The organism is Pseudomonas sp. PSPC2-3 (assembly GCF_049898265.1).
Classification (GTDB): domain Bacteria; phylum Pseudomonadota; class Gammaproteobacteria; order Pseudomonadales; family Pseudomonadaceae; genus Aquipseudomonas; species Aquipseudomonas veronii.
In genome coordinates, this window is record NZ_JAFCXJ010000001.1 from 529,352 (window position 1) to 547,005 (window position 17,654).

The 17,654-nt window shown below is 61.7% G+C and carries 16 protein-coding genes; 3 read left to right on the forward strand and 13 right to left on the reverse strand.

What is annotated here, in order from left to right:
• The first annotated feature begins 74 nt into the window (after positions 1–74).
• Positions 75–1,415, forward strand: coding sequence for a hemolysin family protein (locus ACP7E3_RS02495; RefSeq protein WP_046381622.1), 1,341 nt, complete (start codon positions 75–77; stop codon positions 1,413–1,415).
• A 3-nt stretch (positions 1,416–1,418) separates the two neighbouring features.
• Here the strand turns inward: ACP7E3_RS02495 and ACP7E3_RS02500 are convergent, their stop codons facing one another.
• The 8 genes from ACP7E3_RS02500 to ACP7E3_RS02535 all read right to left on the reverse strand — a co-directional run bounded on the left by ACP7E3_RS02500 (position 1,419) and on the right by ACP7E3_RS02535 (position 11,957).
• Positions 1,419–2,090 (reverse strand): M23 family metallopeptidase, encoded by a 672-nt coding sequence (locus ACP7E3_RS02500; protein WP_017849998.1) that lies wholly within the window; start codon positions 2,088–2,090, stop codon positions 1,419–1,421.
• A gap of 207 nt (positions 2,091–2,297) precedes the next feature.
• Positions 2,298–3,203: a response regulator gene (locus ACP7E3_RS02505; protein ID WP_426122179.1), complete on the reverse strand. Its 906-nt coding sequence runs from the start codon at positions 3,201–3,203 to the stop codon at positions 2,298–2,300.
• A 167-nt stretch (positions 3,204–3,370) separates the two neighbouring features.
• Positions 3,371–4,132 carry a phosphate signaling complex protein PhoU gene (gene phoU / locus ACP7E3_RS02510; protein ID WP_017850000.1) on the reverse strand — a complete coding sequence of 254 codons (762 nt, stop codon included), beginning with the start codon at positions 4,130–4,132 and terminating at the stop codon, positions 3,371–3,373.
• 70 nt (positions 4,133–4,202) lie between these two features.
• Entirely contained in the window at positions 4,203–5,036 is an 834-nt protein-coding gene (pstB, locus tag ACP7E3_RS02515; RefSeq protein WP_057005216.1) for a phosphate ABC transporter ATP-binding protein PstB, read from the reverse strand.
• Positions 5,037–5,226: 190 nt separating this feature from the next.
• Positions 5,227–6,897: a phosphate ABC transporter permease PstA gene (pstA, locus tag ACP7E3_RS02520; protein ID WP_177029753.1), complete on the reverse strand. Its 1,671-nt coding sequence runs from the start codon at positions 6,895–6,897 to the stop codon at positions 5,227–5,229.
• Positions 6,898–6,912: 15 nt separating this feature from the next.
• The gene (locus tag ACP7E3_RS02525) at positions 6,913–8,946 is read right to left on the reverse strand and encodes an ABC transporter permease subunit (protein WP_169850591.1); all 2,034 of its coding nucleotides are present in this window, start codon (positions 8,944–8,946) and stop codon (positions 6,913–6,915) included.
• 484 nt (positions 8,947–9,430) lie between these two features.
• Complete coding sequence (locus ACP7E3_RS02530; protein ID WP_108525827.1) at positions 9,431–10,417, reverse strand: phosphate ABC transporter substrate-binding protein PstS; 987 nt, start codon at positions 10,415–10,417, stop codon at positions 9,431–9,433.
• Between the two features lie 250 nt (positions 10,418–10,667).
• On the reverse strand, positions 10,668–11,957 hold the full coding sequence (locus ACP7E3_RS02535; RefSeq protein WP_426122182.1) for an MFS transporter: 1,290 nt from the start codon (positions 11,955–11,957) through the stop codon (positions 10,668–10,670).
• A 468-nt stretch (positions 11,958–12,425) separates the two neighbouring features.
• On the opposite strand from ACP7E3_RS02535, the gene ACP7E3_RS02540 reads away from it, so the two are divergent.
• Both ACP7E3_RS02540 and ACP7E3_RS02545 read left to right on the forward strand, forming a co-directional pair.
• A complete protein-coding gene (locus ACP7E3_RS02540; protein ID WP_010566936.1) occupies positions 12,426–12,830 on the forward strand; it encodes an acyl-CoA thioesterase in 405 nt (134 codons plus the stop codon).
• A gap of 58 nt (positions 12,831–12,888) precedes the next feature.
• Positions 12,889–13,788, forward strand: coding sequence for a D-hexose-6-phosphate mutarotase (locus ACP7E3_RS02545; RefSeq protein ID WP_079444952.1), 900 nt, complete (start codon positions 12,889–12,891; stop codon positions 13,786–13,788).
• 53 nt (positions 13,789–13,841) lie between these two features.
• On the opposite strand, the gene ACP7E3_RS02550 is transcribed toward ACP7E3_RS02545, so the two are convergent.
• The 5 genes from ACP7E3_RS02550 to ACP7E3_RS02570 all read right to left on the reverse strand — a co-directional run bounded on the left by ACP7E3_RS02550 (position 13,842) and on the right by ACP7E3_RS02570 (position 17,557).
• Positions 13,842–14,378, reverse strand: coding sequence for a DUF3299 domain-containing protein (locus ACP7E3_RS02550; RefSeq protein WP_046381617.1), 537 nt, complete (start codon positions 14,376–14,378; stop codon positions 13,842–13,844).
• Between the two features lie 78 nt (positions 14,379–14,456).
• A complete protein-coding gene (locus ACP7E3_RS02555; RefSeq protein ID WP_426122185.1) occupies positions 14,457–14,702 on the reverse strand; it encodes a GlsB/YeaQ/YmgE family stress response membrane protein in 246 nt (81 codons plus the stop codon).
• A 106-nt stretch (positions 14,703–14,808) separates the two neighbouring features.
• On the reverse strand, positions 14,809–15,894 hold the full coding sequence (locus tag ACP7E3_RS02560) for a 5-(carboxyamino)imidazole ribonucleotide synthase (protein WP_046381615.1): 1,086 nt from the start codon (positions 15,892–15,894) through the stop codon (positions 14,809–14,811).
• An 11-nt stretch (positions 15,895–15,905) separates the two neighbouring features.
• A complete protein-coding gene (gene purE / locus ACP7E3_RS02565; RefSeq protein WP_017850010.1) occupies positions 15,906–16,397 on the reverse strand; it encodes a 5-(carboxyamino)imidazole ribonucleotide mutase in 492 nt (163 codons plus the stop codon).
• Positions 16,398–16,648: 251 nt separating this feature from the next.
• On the reverse strand, positions 16,649–17,557 hold the full coding sequence (locus tag ACP7E3_RS02570) for a LysR substrate-binding domain-containing protein (protein ID WP_017850011.1): 909 nt from the start codon (positions 17,555–17,557) through the stop codon (positions 16,649–16,651).
• Between the last annotated feature and the right edge of the window lie 97 nt (positions 17,558–17,654).

The following is a 17,654-nucleotide window of genomic DNA, read 5'->3' on the forward strand; positions in this document are numbered from 1 at the left end:
TTGGCCGACTTGTGTCCGCCTTTCAGGCGCTCCTGTCACCCCTATTGAACATACGGAACCCGCAAAACCCCATCATGGACCCTTCCCCAGGTATCACCCTCGCCACACTCTTCGCCGATTTCGGCATGATTCTTTTTGCACTGATCCTGGTACTGCTCAACGCGTTCTTCGTTGCGGCGGAGTTTGCCATGGTCAAACTGCGCTCCACGCGGGTCGAGGCCATCGCCCACACCAACGGTTGGCGCGGGCAGATCCTGCGCACCGTCCACCGCCAGCTCGACGCCTACCTGTCGGCCTGCCAGCTGGGTATCACCCTCGCCTCCCTGGGCCTGGGCTGGGTCGGCGAGCCGGCGTTTGCGCATATCCTCGAGCCGCTGCTGGGCGCCGCTGGCGTCGAGTCGCCGGAAGTGATCAAAGGCGTGTCGTTCTTTTCCGCCTTCTTCCTGATTTCCTACCTGCACATCGTGGTCGGTGAACTGGCGCCCAAGTCCTGGGCCATTCGCAAGCCGGAACTGCTGTCGCTGTGGACGGCCGTGCCGCTGTACCTGTTCTACTGGGCCATGTACCCGGCAATCTACCTGCTCAACGCCAGCGCCAATGCCATCCTGCGGATCGCCGGGCAAGGCGAACCCGGCCCGCACCATGAGCACCAGTACAGCCGCGAAGAACTCAAGCTGATCCTGCACTCCAGCCGTGGCCAGGACCCCAGCGACCAAGGCATGCGCGTCTTGGCCTCGGCCGTGGAAATGGGCGAACTGGAAGTGGTCGACTGGGCCAACTCGCGGGAAGACCTGGTGACCCTGGACTTCAACGCCCCGCTCAAGGAAATCCTTGCGCTGTTCCGTCGCCACAAATTCAGCCGTTACCCGGTGTATGACGCGCAGCGCAACGAGTTTGTCGGCCTGCTGCACATCAAGGACCTGCTGCTGGAACTGGCGAACCTGGACCATCTCCCCGAGTCGTTCAACCTGGCCGAACTGACCCGCCCGCTGGAGCGCGTGTCGCGGCACATGCCGCTGTCGCAGTTGCTGGAGCAGTTCCGCAAAGGCGGCGCGCACTTCGCCCTGGTGGAAGAAGCCGACGGCAAGGTCATCGGCTACCTGACCATGGAAGACGTGCTCGAAGTGCTGGTGGGCGATATCCAGGACGAACACCGTAAGGCCGAGCGCGGCATCCTCGCCTACCAGCCGGGCAAACTGCTGGTACGCGGCGATACGCCACTGTTCAAGGTGGAACGCCTGCTTGGCGTCGACCTCGACCACATCGAAGCGGAAACCCTGGCCGGGCTGGTCTACGACACCCTCAAGCGGGTGCCGGAAGAGGAAGAAGTCCTCGAGGTTGAAGGCCTGCGGATCATCATCAAGAAGATGAAAGGGCCGAAAATCGTGCTGGCCAAGGTCCTGCTGCTGGACTGACCGTCAATTGCCCAAGGCAAAATTGGGCAATACCCCCACGGGCTGGTTGAACTCATACGGGATCGATACCAGCCCCGCCTCGGTCCGCTGCTGCACCACAAAGTGCAGGTGCGGCCCGCTGCTGTTGCCGGTGTTGCCCGACAACCCCAGCGCACTGCCCACCGCCACCCGCTGCCCCGGCCTGACGCTGACCGACCCTTGCTTGAGGTGCAGGTACACGCCCTGGGTGCCGTCATCGTGCAGCACCCGCACGAAATTCCCTGACGCATCGTTGCCGCGCCCGGCCTGGTCATTCTCGATCTTCACCACCCTGCCGCTGCGCGCCGCAATGATCGGCGTGCCTTCGGGCATGGCAATGTCCATGGCGTAGCGGCTTTTGGCGTCGGTATGGCTGAAGCTGCCGTTGGGGCCTTGGCTCAGGCGAAACGGCCCGCCGCGCCAGGGCAAGGGGTAGCGGTAGGCCTGCTGGGGATAACCGGGCCTTGGCCGGTCGAGCACCGGCCGTTGCACGCGCACGGCCCCCCGCTCCCGGATCACAAACGCCTGGGCGCCGGGGGTTTGCCGGTCGCTGAAAAACACCTCGCCATTGGCGTCGGTGGATTTGTAGAGGGTCATGGCCGGGGTCGACGTGGCAACCGTGGCCAATACGCAGAGCAGCAGTAGGCGAATGAGCATGACGCGAACCTGCCGGGGGGACTGAATGGCAGGCTAGCAAGGCTTGATGACAAGACCGTGTGAGATTTACCCGATACTGAAAACAACGAACTTCACATGTAGGAGCGGGCTTGCTCGCGATTGCGGTAGTTCAGCCAACGAAGATGTTGAATGAAAGACCATCGGGAGCACGCCCCCTTCCACAGAGGACAGGTGGCGTTCTGTGAATCAGGCACCCGGCACAAAATGCTTCTGCGCCGTACCCCGCGCGATCAGCCGCGAGATGTAGTCCAGTTTCTGCGCATCCTGGTCGATAAAGCGGAAAGTCAGTTGCAGCCAGTCGCTGTCGGGCTTGGGCTCGAAGGCGACGACGGCGTGCAGGTAGCCGTTGAGGCGCGCGACTTCGGCGTTGTCGCCTTGCTCAAGGTCGAGCACCGCGCTTTCCAGTACCTGGGGCAGGACCTCACTGCGACGGACCACCAGCAGCGCTTCCTTGATGCTCAGGCCCTTGATCACGCATTGCTGGGTGCCGCTGGACAGCCGCAACTGACCCTGCCCGCGACCACTGGCGGGCGCAGCGGCGGCAGCCGTCTTCACGGGCGGGCTGTTGAGCAGGCCTTTGCTCGGTGCAGCCGCCGCGACAGGAGCGACCTTGACCGCTTCGGGCTTGCCACCGGTCAGGGCGCTCAGGGAGTCGTTGCCGAACGCTGAGTTCATCTTGGTCGGTGCGCTGGCGACCAGGGCGTCGAGGCGCCCGACCTTGTGCAGAGCGTGCTTGACCTTGGTCAACAGCTGTTCGTTGGTGAACGGTTTGCTGACGTAGCCGGAAACCCCGGCCTGGATCGCCTGCACCACGTTCTCTTTGTCGCCGCGGCTGGTCACCATCACGAACGGCATGGCTTTGAGCTGCGGTTGCTCACGGCACCAGGTCAACAGCTCCAGGCCGGACATCTCGGGCATTTCCCAGTCGCACAACACCAGATCGAAGGTTTCGCGCATCAGGATGGCCTGGGCCTTTTTGCCGTTCACCGCATCTTCAATCTTGATCCCGGGGAAGTAATTGCGCAGGCACTTCTTCACCAGGTCGCGAATAAACGAGGCGTCATCCACCACCAATACACTGACTTTACTCATCGACCCTTTATCCTATAAAAACGCGGCACGCAGAACGCCTGACTGATGGCATTTTGCCAAAACTCTGTAGTTGTGTTGGGACTTTCTTTCACCCCACGCACAAAAAAATCAGCGCCCACAAACGAAAACGCCCGACCAAAGGCCGGGCGTTAATATCTCGGGCAACCTTACTTATCGTCAGATTCGCCCGGAACATTAGGGATTTGATCGGTAGATCCTTCAACTTCGGCTTTCATGCGCTTGAGGCCCATGTGCCGCACGTCGGTGCCACGCACCAGATAGATCACCAACTCCGAGATATTGCGCGCGTGGTCGCCGATCCGCTCCAGCGAACGCAGCACCCAGATAATGCTCAAGACCCGTGTGATAGAGCGCGGGTCTTCCATCATGTAGGTGGCCAGCTCGCGCAGGGCGGTCTTGTACTCACGGTCGATGATCTTGTCGTACTGGGCCACCGACAACGCCAGTTCGGCGTCGAAACGGGCAAACGCGTCCAGGGCATCGCGCACCATGTTGCGCACCTGGTCACCGATATGCCGCACTTCCACATAACCGCGCGGCGCTTCGCCTTCTTCGCACAGTTGGATGGCGCGGCGGGCGATCTTGGTGGATTCATCGCCGATACGCTCAAGGTCGATCACCGACTTGGAAATACTGATGATCAAGCGCAGGTCGGAAGCCGCCGGCTGGCGACGGGCGAGAATGCGCAGGCATTCTTCGTCGATATTGCGTTCCATCTGGTTGATCTGGTCATCGATCTCGCGCACTTGCTGGGCCAGGCCCGAGTCGGCCTCGATCAGCGCGGTGACCGCATCGTTGACTTGCTTCTCCACCAGCCCGCCCATCGCCAGGAGGTGGCTGCGCACTTCCTCAAGCTCGGCGTTGAACTGCGCGGAGATGTGGTGGGTAAGGCCTTCTTTGCTAATCATGTTGGCGTCCTTGGAGCGTCCGGAAAGGTGCGGAGAACCGCAGCGTCAATGCAATCTGAACCACAGCTTCCTAGCCGTAGCGACCGGTGATGTAGTCTTCGGTCTGTTTCTTCGCCGGATTGGTGAACAGGGTATCGGTATCGCCGAACTCCACCAGCTTGCCCATGTACATGAACGCGGTGTAGTCGGAAACCCGCGCCGCCTGTTGCATGTTGTGAGTCACGATAACGATGGTGAACTTGGACTTGAGCTCGTAGATCAGTTCTTCGACTTTCAACGTCGAGATCGGGTCGAGTGCCGAGCAAGGTTCGTCGAGCAGCAGCACTTCCGGTTCCACGGCGATGGTACGCGCGATCACCAGGCGTTGTTGCTGGCCGCCGGACAGGCCGAGTGCGGAGTCGTGCAGGCGGTCCTTGACCTCGTCCCACAGCGCGGCGCCTTTAAGCGCCCATTCGACCGCTTCGTCGAGGATGCGCTTCTTGTTGATGCCCTGGATGCGCAAGCCGTAGACCACGTTTTCGTAGATGGTCTTGGGGAACGGGTTGGGCTTCTGGAACACCATGCCCACCCGGCGACGCAGCTCGGCCACGTCTTCACCCTTGCGGTAGATGTTGCTGCCGTAGAGGTTGATCGCACCGTCCACGCGGCAACCGTCGACCAGGTCGTTCATGCGGTTGAAGGTGCGCAGCAGCGTGGACTTGCCGCAGCCCGACGGGCCGATGAAGGCGGTCACGCGCTGCTTGGGGATGTTCATGCTGACGTCGAACAGCGCCTGTTTTTCGCCGTAGTACAGGCTCAGGCCCGGCACTTCGATGGCCACGGTTTCCTGGGCCAGGCTCAGGCTCTGCTTGTCACGACCCAGGGCAGACATGTTGATGCCATGGGAATGGGTTTCTTGTTGCATGGGATGCTCCCTGTGCTACCAATTCGTGTTGTTGAACCGCCGGGGGCGGTTTACTCAAATTCTGCGTATATCGTGGTCTAGTGTGGGAGGGGGCTTGCCCCCGATAGCAGTGTGTCAGCCAGCATATGTGTTTCTGATACGCCGCTATCGGGGGCAAGCCCCCTCCCACATTGAGTCCGCGTCACTTCAATTAGCTATCCAACGCTTTATATTTTTCGCGCAGGTGGTTACGGATCCACACCGCCGACAAGTTGAGCGTGGCGATCACCAGCACCAGCAACAGCGCGGTGGCATATACCAGCGGCCTTGCGGCCTCGACGTTGGGGCTCTGGAAGCCGACGTCATAAATATGGAAGCCCAGGTGCATGATCTTCTGGTCAAGGTGCAAGTAAGGGTAGTTGCCGTCCAGCGGCAGCGACGGGGCCAGCTTGACCACACCCACCAGCATCAGCGGCGCTACTTCACCGGCGGCACGCGCCACGGCGAGGATCATGCCGGTCATCATCGCCGGGCTGGCCATCGGCAGCACGATCTTCCACAGCGTTTCCGCCTTGGTCGCGCCGAGTGCCAGCGAGCCTTCGCGCACGGTGCGAGGAATCCGCGCCAGGCCTTCTTCGGTAGCCACGATCACCACCGGCACCGCCAGCAGCGCCAGGGTCAGCGACGCCCACAACAGGCCCGGCGTGCCGAAGGTCGGGGCCGGCAGGGCTTCGGCGAAAAACAGGCGGTCAACCGAGCCACCCAATACATACACGAAGAAGCCCAGGCCGAACACGCCGTAAACGATGGCCGGTACGCCCGCCAGGTTGTTCACGGCAATGCGGATGATCCGCGTCAGGGTGTTCTGCTTGGCGTATTCACGCAGGTACACCGCCGCCAGCACGCCGAACGGGGTCACGATCATCGCCATGATCAGGGTCATCATCACGGTGCCGAAGATGGCCGGGAAGATCCCGCCTTCGGTGTTGGCTTCCCGTGGGTCGTCGCTGAGGAACTCCCAGACCTTGCTGAAGTAGAAGCCGACCTTGGTCATCGTGCCCATGGCGTTCGGCTGATAGGCGTGGACCACTTTGCCGATGCCGATTTCGACTTCCTTGCCGTTCGCATCGCGGGCAGTCAAGGCGTCGCGGTTGAATTGGGCGTGCAGGTCGGCCAGGCGCGCTTCGATGTCCTGGTAACGGGCATTCAGTTCGGCGCGGCCCGAGTCCATGTCGGCCTGGGCGGCGGCGTCGAGCTTGCCTTCCAGTTCCAGCTTGCGACCGTGCAGACGGATACGTTCAAGACCGGCGTTGATCGCGCCGATATCGGACTTCTCAAGGGTCTTGAGCTGGACCGCCAGCTTGTTCACGCGGTCGACCCGAGCCTGCAGCTCCGGCCACGCAGCCTGGCCTTCGGCGATGACCTTGCCATCCTGCTTGACGTTGACCAGGGTGCCGTAGAAGTTGCCCCACTCACGGCGCTCGATGGTCATCAATTCCAGCGGTTTGGTCTGGTTCTTCAGCCATTCGCCGACGATCCATGTGAAGTCGTTGCCGTTCAGATCGCGGTTACCGACTTTGATCAACTCGCGAGTCATGAATTCCGGGCCCACGTCGGGCACGGGCAGGCCAGCGCTTTTCAGGCGCTCGCGCGGCACTTCTTCTTTCTGTACCACTTCGCCGATGACGATATGGTTTTCTTGGCCCGGGACATCGTAGTTGGCCTGGATCAGGTCAGCCGGCCAGAAGTGGCCCAAACCACGCACCGCAATCACAGCCAGCAAACCAAGGGTCATGATGACCGCGATGGACACCGCGCCACCGCTGATCCAGACGCCGGGGGCGCCGCTCTTGAACCATCCATTCAGGGAGTTCTGTTTCACAGACTTCTACCTTTCTTAAAGCGACGAGTATTTCTTGCGCAGACGCTGACGAATCAGCTCGGCGAGGGTGTTCATGATGAAGGTGAACAACAGCAGCACCAGTGCCGAGAGGAACAGCACGCGGTAGTGACTGCCGCCCACTTCCGACTCGGGCATTTCCACCGCGACGTTGGCCGCCAGGGTGCGCAGGCCTTCGAACAGGTTCATCTCCATCACCGGGGTGTTACCGGTGGCCATCAGCACGATCATGGTCTCGCCCACGGCGCGGCCCATGCCGATCATCAGCGCCGAGAAAATCCCCGGGCTGGCGGTCAGGATGACCACGCGGGTCATGGTCTGCCACGGCGTGGCGCCCAGGGCCAAAGAGCCCAGGGTCAGGCCGCGCGGCACGCTGAACACGGCGTCTTCGGCGATGGAGTAGATGTTCGGGATCACCGCGAACCCCATCGCCAGGCCGACGACCAGGGCGTTGCGCTGGTCATAGGTGATGCCCAGGTCATGGGAGATCCACATCCGCATGTCGCCGCCGAAGAACCAGGTTTCCAGGTACGGGCTCATGTACAGCGAGAGCCAGCCCACAAACAGGATCACCGGGATCAGGATCGCGCTTTCCCAGCCATCGGGAACCCGCAGGCGAATGGACTCAGGCAGGCGGCTGAAGATAAAACCGGCCACCAGGATGCCAATCGGCACCAGCATCAGCAGGCTGAAAATCCCCGGTAGATGCCCTTCGACATACGGCGCGAGGAACAGGCCGGCGAAGAAGCCGAGGATCACCGTCGGCATCGCTTCCATCAGCTCGATCACCGGCTTGACCTTGCGGCGCAGGCCCGGCGCCATGAAGTACGCAGTGTAGATCGCTGCGGCAACAGCCAGCGGCGCGGCCAGCAACATGGCGTAGAACGCGGCCTTCAGCGTACCGAAGGTCAGCGGCGCGAGGCTCATCTTGGGTTCGAAATCGGTGTTGGCGGCGGTCGATTGCCAGACGTATTTAGGCTCGTCGTAGTTTTCGTACCAGACCTTGCTCCACAGCGCGCTCCACGACACTTCCGGGTGCGGGTTGTCCAGCAGCAACGGTTGCAGCTTGCCGCCGGCTTCGACGATCACACGGTTGGCCCGTGGCGACAGGCCGAACACGCCCTGGCCATCGACCACCGGGTCCACCAGCAGGGTGCGGTGGGCGGTGCTGTGGAACACGCCGAACTTGCCAGAAGCGTCGAGGGCGGTGAAGCCTTTGCGACGCTCTTCGGCGGTGATTTCAACGATGGGCGCAGTGCCCATCTCGAAGGTGCGGATCTGCTTCAGGCGCTGTTCGCCATCCGGGTCACGGGCCATGAACCACTGGGCCAGGCCGCCCTTGGAGTTACCGACGATCAGCGAGATACCACCCACCAGTTGGGTGCTGGCGGTGATTTCGGCGTCGCCGTCTTCCAGCAGTTTATAGCGACCGTTGAGGCTCTTGTCGCGCAGGCTGAACACATCGGCCAGGGCACGGCCGTTGATCACGTACAGCCATTGCTGGCGTGGGTCGATGAAGATCGCCTTCACCGGCTCGGTCATCTGCGGCAGCTCGATACGCTTCTGCTCGCTGGTGACTTCGCCGGTCATCATGTTTTCTTCACGGCTCAGGGACAGCACGTTCAAGTGCGAACCGGCCGAACCGGCCACCACCAACGAGGTGTCGGTGACGTTCAGCGCGACATGTTCCAGCGGGCGACCGGCGTCATCCAGCACGATCGGCGTTTCGCCGTAAGGGTATTCGATGGCCGGGCTGATGGTCTTCTTGCCGTCCGGGTAGGACACCTTGTAGGTGTGGCGGAACACCAGGGACTGGCCATTGGACAAACCGAGGATCACCAGCGGGCTGCCCGGCTGGTCTTTACCAATCGACACGACGCTGACGCCGGCCGCCAGCGGCAGGTCGATGCGCTTGAGTTCGGCGCCGGTGCTCACGTCGAAGAACAGCGCCTGGCCTTTGTCGGAAACCCGCATGGCGACTTGGTTCTGTTCTTCCAACGAGATCATCAACGGCTTGCCCGCGTCTTGTATCCACGCCGGTGTCAGCGCGGCTTCCTTGGTCAACGAGGCGCCCTGGAACAAGGGCGCGACCACGTAGGCCAGGAAGAAGAAGATCAGAGTGATAGCGCCGAGGACGGCGAGGCCGCCGATCAGCACGTACCAACGGGTCAGGCGATCCTTGAGCGCGCGAATGCGGCGCTTGCGTTGCAACTCAGGCGTATTGAAGTCAATACGCTTGGGGGGAGAAGTCGTCGTCATAGTGGAATTGGCCAGATCATTCATGCGCACACCCTAGCGGTCCTGTATGACAGAAAGATGACAATGCAGTGACGCAAGAAATCCGCCGCATGGCAGAGCCGGCAGCGGACTAAAAATTAGGAGTTTCTGTAGGAGCGAGCTTGCTCGCGAAGAGCGTTAACGATAACGCGCTGCTTCTGAATAAACGCAGTGCTCTATCATCTTTCGCGAGCAAGCCCGCTCCTACAGAACGGCCGGTTTTACCCGGCCCAGCAACTTAGTTGCCTTCTTTCAGACCCAGGTCAGCCAGTGCCTTGGCGGCAACTTTGGCTGGCAGTGGGATGTAGCCGTCCTTGACCACAACTTCCTGGCCCTGCTTGGACAGAACCAGCTTCACGAACTCGGCTTCCAGCGGCGCCAGCGGCTTGTTCGGGGCTTTGTTGACGTAAACGTAGAGGAAACGCGACAGCGGGTATTTGCCGTTCAGGGCGTTTTCTTCGCTGTCTTCGATGAAGTCAGTGCTGCCTTTCTTGGCCAGGGCCACGGTCTTCACGCTGGCGGTCTTGTAGCCGATGCCCGAGTAACCGATGCCGTTCAGCGAGGAGCTGATCGACTGCACGACCGAAGCCGAGCCTGGTTGTTCGTTCACGTTAGGCTTGTAGTCGCCTTTGCACAGGGCTTCTTCTTTGAAGTAGCCGTAGGTGCCGGATACCGAGTTACGACCGAACAGTTGCACTGGCTTGTTGGCCAGGTCGCCGGTCACACCCAGGTCGCCCCAGGTTTTGACGTCGGCTTTGGCACCGCACAGGCGAGTCGAGGAGAAGATCGCGTCGACTTGTTCCATGGTCAGGTGCTTGATCGGGTTGTCCTTGTGCACGAACACAGCCAGGGCATCCACGGCAACCGGGATAGCGGTTGGCTTGTAGCCGTACTTCTGCTCGAAGGCCGCCAGTTCGGTGTCCTTCATCTTGCGGCTCATCGGGCCCAGGTTGGAGGTGCCTTCAGTCAGCGCAGGTGGCGCAGTGGCAGAACCAGCAGCTTGAATCTGGATGTTGACGTTCGGGTATTCCTTTTTGTAACCCTCGGCCCACAGGGTCATCAGGTTAGCCAGGGTATCGGAACCGACGCTGGACAAGTTGCCCGACACACCAGTGGTCTTCACGTAAGCCGGAATAGCCGGGTCAACACCAGCGGCCACCGCGTGGGCAGTCGCAACGCCAGCAGCGACAAAAGTCATTGCCGCCATCAAACGCTTCAGTTTCATGCCTTACTCCTAGCAGATAGGGATAGTTGGATCGGGGCCAAGTATTGATAGGCCGTGTGAACACTCTATGTCTGGAATATGACAATTAGATGAAAGGCCAGTATTGGGGGAAAAAGCGGCCAGAAGCGGCAAGTGCCGAAAAAACGGGGGTGGCGAGGACGTCGGGGCGGTTGAAACGATGATTCGGAAACACTCTGTAATTTATGATCGCTCCTACGCAACTGCGTAGGAACGATCTTCAGATAGCTGATTACCTGCCGCGCTTCCACAGATACCCACCCACCCCAATCCCCATCACGCACAGGACGGCAACGTAGTAGGCCGGGCCCATCGGGCTTTCTTTCATCAGCAGCGACACCGCCAACGGCGTCAGCCCGCCGAACACGGCGTAGGCCACGTTGTAGGAGAACGACAACCCGCTGAAGCGCACCACCGGTGGGAAGGCTTTCACCATCACGTAGGGCACCACGCCGATGGTGCCGACAAACAGGCCGGTCAGGGCGTACAGCGGGAACAGCCAGTCAGGGTGGTCCAGCAGGCTGTGATACAGCGTCCAGGAGGTCGCCAGCAACAGTGCGCAACCGACCACCAGTATGCGGCCGGCACCGAAGCGGTCGGCCAGGGCGCCGGAGGCAATGCAGCCCAGGCTCAGGGTCACGATGGCCAGGCTGTTGGCTTGCAGCGCAACGGTCGGGCTGAAGTGGTAGAGGGTCTGCAGCACGGTCGGGGTCATCAGGATGACGACTACCACGCCGGCCGACAGCAGCCAGGTCAGCAGCATCGACAGCACGATGGCGCCACGGTGGTCGCGCAGCACCGCGCGCAGCGGCAGTTCGGCGGCCAGAGCCTTGCGTTGCTGCATCTCGGCGAAGATCGGCGTTTCATGCAGCCAGCGGCGCAAGTACACCGACAGCAGGCCGAACACACCGCCGAGCAGGAACGGGATACGCCAGGCGTAATCGGAGACCTGCTCCGGGCTGTAGAGCGTGTTGATGGCGGTGGCCACCAGCGAACCCAACAGGATGCCGGCGGTGAGGCCGCTGGTCAGGGTGCCGCAGGCGTAGCCGATGTGGCGTGGCGGAACGTGTTCGGAGACGAACACCCAGGCGCCCGGGACTTCGCCGCCGATCGCCGCGCCCTGGATCACGCGCATCAACAGCAACAGGATCGGCGCCCACAGGCCGATCTGCGCGTAGGTCGGCAGCAGGCCCATGATCAGGGTCGGCACGGCCATCATGAAGATGCTCAGGGTGAACATTTTCTTGCGCCCCAGCAGGTCACCGAAGTGCGCCATGATGATGCCGCCCAGGGGCCGCGCCAGGTAACCGGCGGCGAAGATGCCGAAGGTCTGCATCATGCGCAGCCACTCGGGCATGTCGGCGGGGAAGAACAGTTTTCCGACCACGGTGGCGAAAAACACGAAGATGATGAAGTCGTAGAACTCCAGCGCCCCGCCCAAGGCAGACAGCGACAGGGTTTTGTAGTCGTTGCGGGTCAGCGGGCGCGACGGTTGCGCACTGCTTGCGGGCACGGAGGACATGGCAAGGCTTCTCTTATAGTAATCAGCGTAATAAAGACGGCACGCCCTGGACTTGCGGCGGTCTGGCAAGATAGCAAATCGCCGGAAAAAGCACAGCGTCGAACGGTTGATAGCGCAGCGCGGTGAACTATTCACGGCGCAGGGAGTCGGTCAACCAGGGCAGGAGAACAGTTGCCGGAAAAAGCTCCGTTACAGCGTCTATTTACCGACCAAATGAGCGCCGAGAGGTCGTCGCGACGCCAGCGTCTCGATATACTCGGCCCTTGCAAGCGCCAGACCCGCAGTCTTGAGGGGCTGCTGTGCCAAAACGCCGTTGGGTGCCATCCAGCCGGTTTGGCAGAGTTTCCCTTTAGTACGCCTTACGAGAAACACAGCTCGCGTCGTGCGTTGGTGCTGAAATGTTTTTCTACAAGACGGCTATCCATTTGAAACACCCATGAAGCGTCACGGCTCAGAGGCACCCTCGGCATGATCGAACTCGAACAAGAAGATCCCATCCCACAAGGCGATCTCGCCCTGCAAATCACCGCGCTTCCGCGCGAAACCAACGGTTTCGGCGATATCTTCGGCGGCTGGCTGGTCTCGCAGATGGACCTGGCCGGTACGGCCATGGCCAGCAAGGTCGCAGGCGGGCGTGTCGCCACCGTGGCCATTGATCGCATGGCGTTCCTGGTGCCGGTGGCCGTGGGCGCGCAATTGTCCTTCTATACCCAGGCCCTGGAAATCGGCCGCAGCTCGATCCAGATGATGGTCGAAGTGTGGAGCGACGACCCGCTGTCCAGCGAATGGCGCAAGGTCACCGAGGCGGTGTTCGTGTTCGTCGCCATCGATGGCAGCGGCCGCACCCGTTCGGTACCGTCGCGAGCGCGTTAAACCTCGCCGGGTTTTGACGGTCAATTGCCCCATTGCCTGCTATTAAGAGTGCTTTTTTATGCCGACGCCCCACGTTGAATCCGTGAAAATCGACGAGCTGGACTGCTGGCGCATCCGCCACAACGGCGCCGAGCTGATGGTGGCCCAACAGGGCGCGCACCTCTTCAGTTACCAACGCGCAGGCGAACAGCCGCTGATCTGGCCGAACAAGGCAGCCGTCTTCAAGGCTGGCAAAGGCATCCGCACCGGCGTACCGGTGTGCTGGCCGTGGTTCGGCGTGTTCGATCGAAACCCGCACAGCGTGCAGGCCATGCGCCAGAGCGACCAGCCCGCGGGCGCCCACGGTTTCGTGCGTACTGCACTCTGGGAATTGGCCGCCACCGAACTCGAAGGTGACACCCTGCGCGTCGACCTGGTGCTCCCCGTGCCCGCGGGCGGCTTCCCCGGCTGGCCGCATCAGGTCGACCTGAAGCTGAGCCTGCGCCTGGACGATCACCTGCACATCGGCCTGACCAGTCATAACCGTGGCACCGACACCGTGACCCTCAGCCAGGCGTTGCACACCTACTTCGCCGTGAGCGATGTGCGCAACGTGCAGGTCGAGGGCCTGGACGGGCTTGCGTATATCGATACCGCCGACGGCTGGGCCACCCGGCAACAGGCTGGGCCGCTGCACTTCGGCGCCGAGACCGACCGCATCTACCTCGACACCCCCGCGCAGTTGCACATCGTCGATAACGACTGGCAGCGGCGCGTCCGGCTCAGCAGCGAAGGCTCCCACTCGACCGTGATCTGGAACCCCTGGACCGAACGTGCCAAAGCCTTCGACGACATGGCCGACAACGGCTGGCAGGGCATGCTGTGCATCGAGACGGCGAATGTGCTGGATGACGTGGTGACGCTGGCGCCGGGCGAAAGCCACACCTTGGGCGTGAGCATCACCAGTAGCGCTTTGTAAACCCAATCAAAATGTGGGAGCAAGCTCCCTCCCACATTGGTCGGTGTTGTGGTTTAGAGATCCGACTCCTTCACCGCCCGCACCTTGCCCGCATCCAGCGCATACGCCGCATCGGCCAGGTCGTTATTGACCGTCTCCACCTTCAACGTGCCCGTGACCCACAGCGGCGTGTAGATATCATCCAGCTTCAACCCCTTGGGGTAACGCACCAGCACCAATTGGTTCGGCGGCGGTGGCGGCACGTGGATGCACGCGCCTGGGTACGGCACCAGGAAAAACAGGGTGCTGCGGCCCTTGGCGTCGGTTTCCAAGGGCACCGGGTAACCGCCGATGCGGATGTTCTTGCCGTTCATGGCGGCCACGGTCTTGGTGGAATACATCACCGCCGGCAACCCTTTGCTCTGCTTCAAGCCACCTTTGTCGGTAAAGGTGCCCTGGGCTTCGGGAGAGTTGTGGTCGATTTCCGGCATTTGTTCGAGGGCTTTCTGGTCCGACAGCGGCATCAGGTCGAGCCAGTCGGTTTCCGGCAGTTCGCCAGCATGAGCCAGGCCTGGGCCCAGCAGGAGAAACATCAAGAGGAGACGGCGCATGGAGGAGCTCGACAAGGTAAACAGTGCCGGCATTCTAGCCCTCTGCGCCTGCGCAGCGCAGAGGACTTTGTCGCTCGATTAGTTCTTTTTGATCAGGCCGTAGATCACCAGCAGCACAATGGCACCTACCAATGCGCCGATGAAACCCGCGCCCTGGCCTGCCTGGTAGATACCCAGTGCCTGACCGCCGTAGGTGGCGGCAAGGGAGCCGGCGATACCCAGCAGGATGGTCATGATCCAGCCCATGCTGTCTTCGCCGGGCTTGAGGAAACGCGCCAGCAGGCCGACGATCAGGCCGATAAAGATGGTTCCGATGATACCCATGGCATTTCCCTCTGATTGAATGTGAGTCATGAAAAAGCCTAGCCAGGCTTTATCATCCTGCAATCAGAGAGACGGCGGCCACCAATGGTTCCCGCCGCACCCGGGATTATTGCTCGGCGATCAACGCTTCGACCTTGAGGATCTGCGCTTGCAGCGTCGCGCGGTCCTGGCAACGCAGGTTGGCGTGGCCGACCTTGCGCCCGGTCTTGAAAGCCTTGCCGTAGTGATGCAGGTGGCAGTCGTCGATGGCGATGACTTTTTCAACCGGCGGGACCACGCCGATGAAGTTGAGCATGGCGCTCTCGCCCACCTTGGCTGTGGAGCCCAGCGGCAAGCCTGCCACCGCGCGCAGGTGGTTCTCGAACTGGCTGCACTCGGCGCCTTCGGTGGTCCAGTGCCCGGAGTTGTGCACACGCGGGGCGATTTCGTTGGCCTTCAGGCCACCGTCGACTTCAAAGAACTCGAACGCCATCACGCCGACATATTCCAGCTGCTTGAGCACACGGCTGGAATAGTCTTCGGCCAGGGCCTGCAACGGATGGTCGGTGCTGGCCACGGACAGTTTGAGAATGCCGTTGTCGTGGGTGTTGTGGACCAACGGGTAGAAGCGGGTCTCGCCATCGCGGGCACGCACGGCGATCAGCGAAACTTCGCCGGTGAACGGCACGAAGCCTTCCAACAGGCAGGCCACGCTGCCCAGTTCGGCGAAGGTGCCGACCACATCGGCGGCGGTGCGCAGGACTTTCTGGCCCTTGCCGTCGTAACCCAGGGTACGGGTTTTCAGCACGGCCGGCAGGCCGATGCTGGCGACGGCGGCGTCCAGGTCCGCCTGGGACTGGATATCGGCGAAGGCCGGGGTCGGAATGCCCAGGTCCTTGAACATGCTCTTCTCGAACCAGCGGTCACGGGCGATGCGCAAGGCTTCGGCGCTCGGGTAGACCGGCACGAACTGCGAGAGGAAGGCCACGGTTTCGGCCGGGACGCTTTCGAACTCGAAGGTCACCAGGTCGACTTCTTCGGCCAGTTGGCGCAGGTGGTCCGGGTCGCTGTAGTCAGCGCGCAGGTGTTCACCCAACGCGGCCGCACAGGCATCCGGCGCCGGGTCCAGGAAAGCGAAGTTCATCCCCAGCGGCGTTCCCGCCAGGGCCAGCATGCGACCCAGTTGGCCGCCACCGATTACACCGATTTTCATCGTCAACAACCTCAGGCGATACGTGGGTCTGGATTGTCCAGCACGCTGTCTGTCTGCTCAGCACGGAATTTTTTCAGCATCGCGTGGAACTGCGGGTGCTTGGCGCCCAGGATGCTGGCGGACAGCAAGGCGGCGTTGATTGCGCCGGCCTTGCCGATCGCCAGGGTCGCCACCGGGATACCGGCCGGCATCTGCACGATGGACAACAGCGAATCCACGCCCGAGAGCATCGACGACTGCACCGGCACGCCGAGTACCGGCAGGTGGGTCTTGGCCGCACACATGCCTGGCAGGTGCGCTGCACCGCCGGCACCGGCGATGATCACCTCGATGCCACGGGATTCTGCTTCATCGGCATACTGGAACAGCAAATCCGGGGTGCGGTGGGCAGAGACCACTTTCACTTCATACGGAATGCCGAGTTTTTCCAGCATATCGGCGGTGTGGCTAAGGGTGGACCAATCGGACTTGGAGCCCATGATCACGCCAACCAATGCACTCATCGTCGTGCCTCTTCTCTCTGGGCGCCCGCAGGCGCGTCAAAAAACAACAAGCCACGCGGGAAATCCGGCGTGGCTTGGTGTACGAAATTTGGCCGGTTGGACCGGCCGAAGGCCGCGCAGTATACCGTAATAACGCAGATAAACAGCCCCTGGAATGACCATCTGTCTAGCGGCGCAAACCGGCGGTTTTATTGACTTAAGAGTCAGCGAAAACCCCACAAAACCCCTCCCACAGTTAAGCGGTGCTGGACTCACGTATTCTGCGCGGCTCCACCTTCCAGCTTGCGCCACAACAACCGCACGTTTGCCTTACGCACCAAGGCACAGCGGTACAAACGAATCTCCAACGGCACATGCCACTGCGGACCGCCGCAGACCACCAGCTCACCCCGGGCCAACTCGGCACGCACGCTCAGTTGCGGCACCCAGGCGATGCCCAGGCCTTCCAGGGCCATGCTTTTGAGGCTGTCGGCCATCGCGGTTTCGTAAACCGTGGTGAAGCGCAGGGCACGTTGGCGCAACAGCAGGTTCACCGAACGCCCCAGAAATGCCCCGGCGCTGTAGGCCAGCAGCGGCACACTGCCTTCACCTTCCAGGTCGAACAGTGGCTTGCCCTCGGCATCGGCGGCGCACACCGGGAGCATTTCGGTATTGCCCAGGTGCAGTGACGGGAAGATCTCCGGGTCCATCTGCATTGCCGCGTCGGGGTCGTAGAACGCCAGCATCAAATCGCAGCCGCCTTCGCGCAGGGCATGCACGGCATCACCGACGTTGGTGGCGACCAGCCGGGTGGCAATGTTCAGGCCTTCGTTGCGCAACTGCGCGATCCAGCGCGGGAAGAAGCCCAGCGCCAGGGAGTGGGCCGCCGCCACTTGCATGACTTCGCCCTGCCCGCCTTCCAGATGGTGCAAATGGCGCAGTACTTCACCGAGCTGCTCGACCACCGTGCGCGCGGTCACCAGAAACAACTGCCCCGCCGCCGTCAATTCCACCGGCGTGCGCGAGCGGTTGACCAGGGTCAGGCCCAGCGCGGCTTCGAGGCTGCGGATACGTCGACTGAACGCCGGCTGGGTGACAAAGCGCCGCTCAGCAGCCTGGGAAAAGCTGCGCGTCGCCGCCAGGGCGCTGAAGTCTTCCAGCCATTTGCTCTCAAGGTTCATCAGTTCCTCCCACGGGTATGCACCATTTTGGCACACACGCCCGCCATGATAGCCGGGTCACACGCCTATTATGCCGTTTGTGCATAGGCCAGTGTTT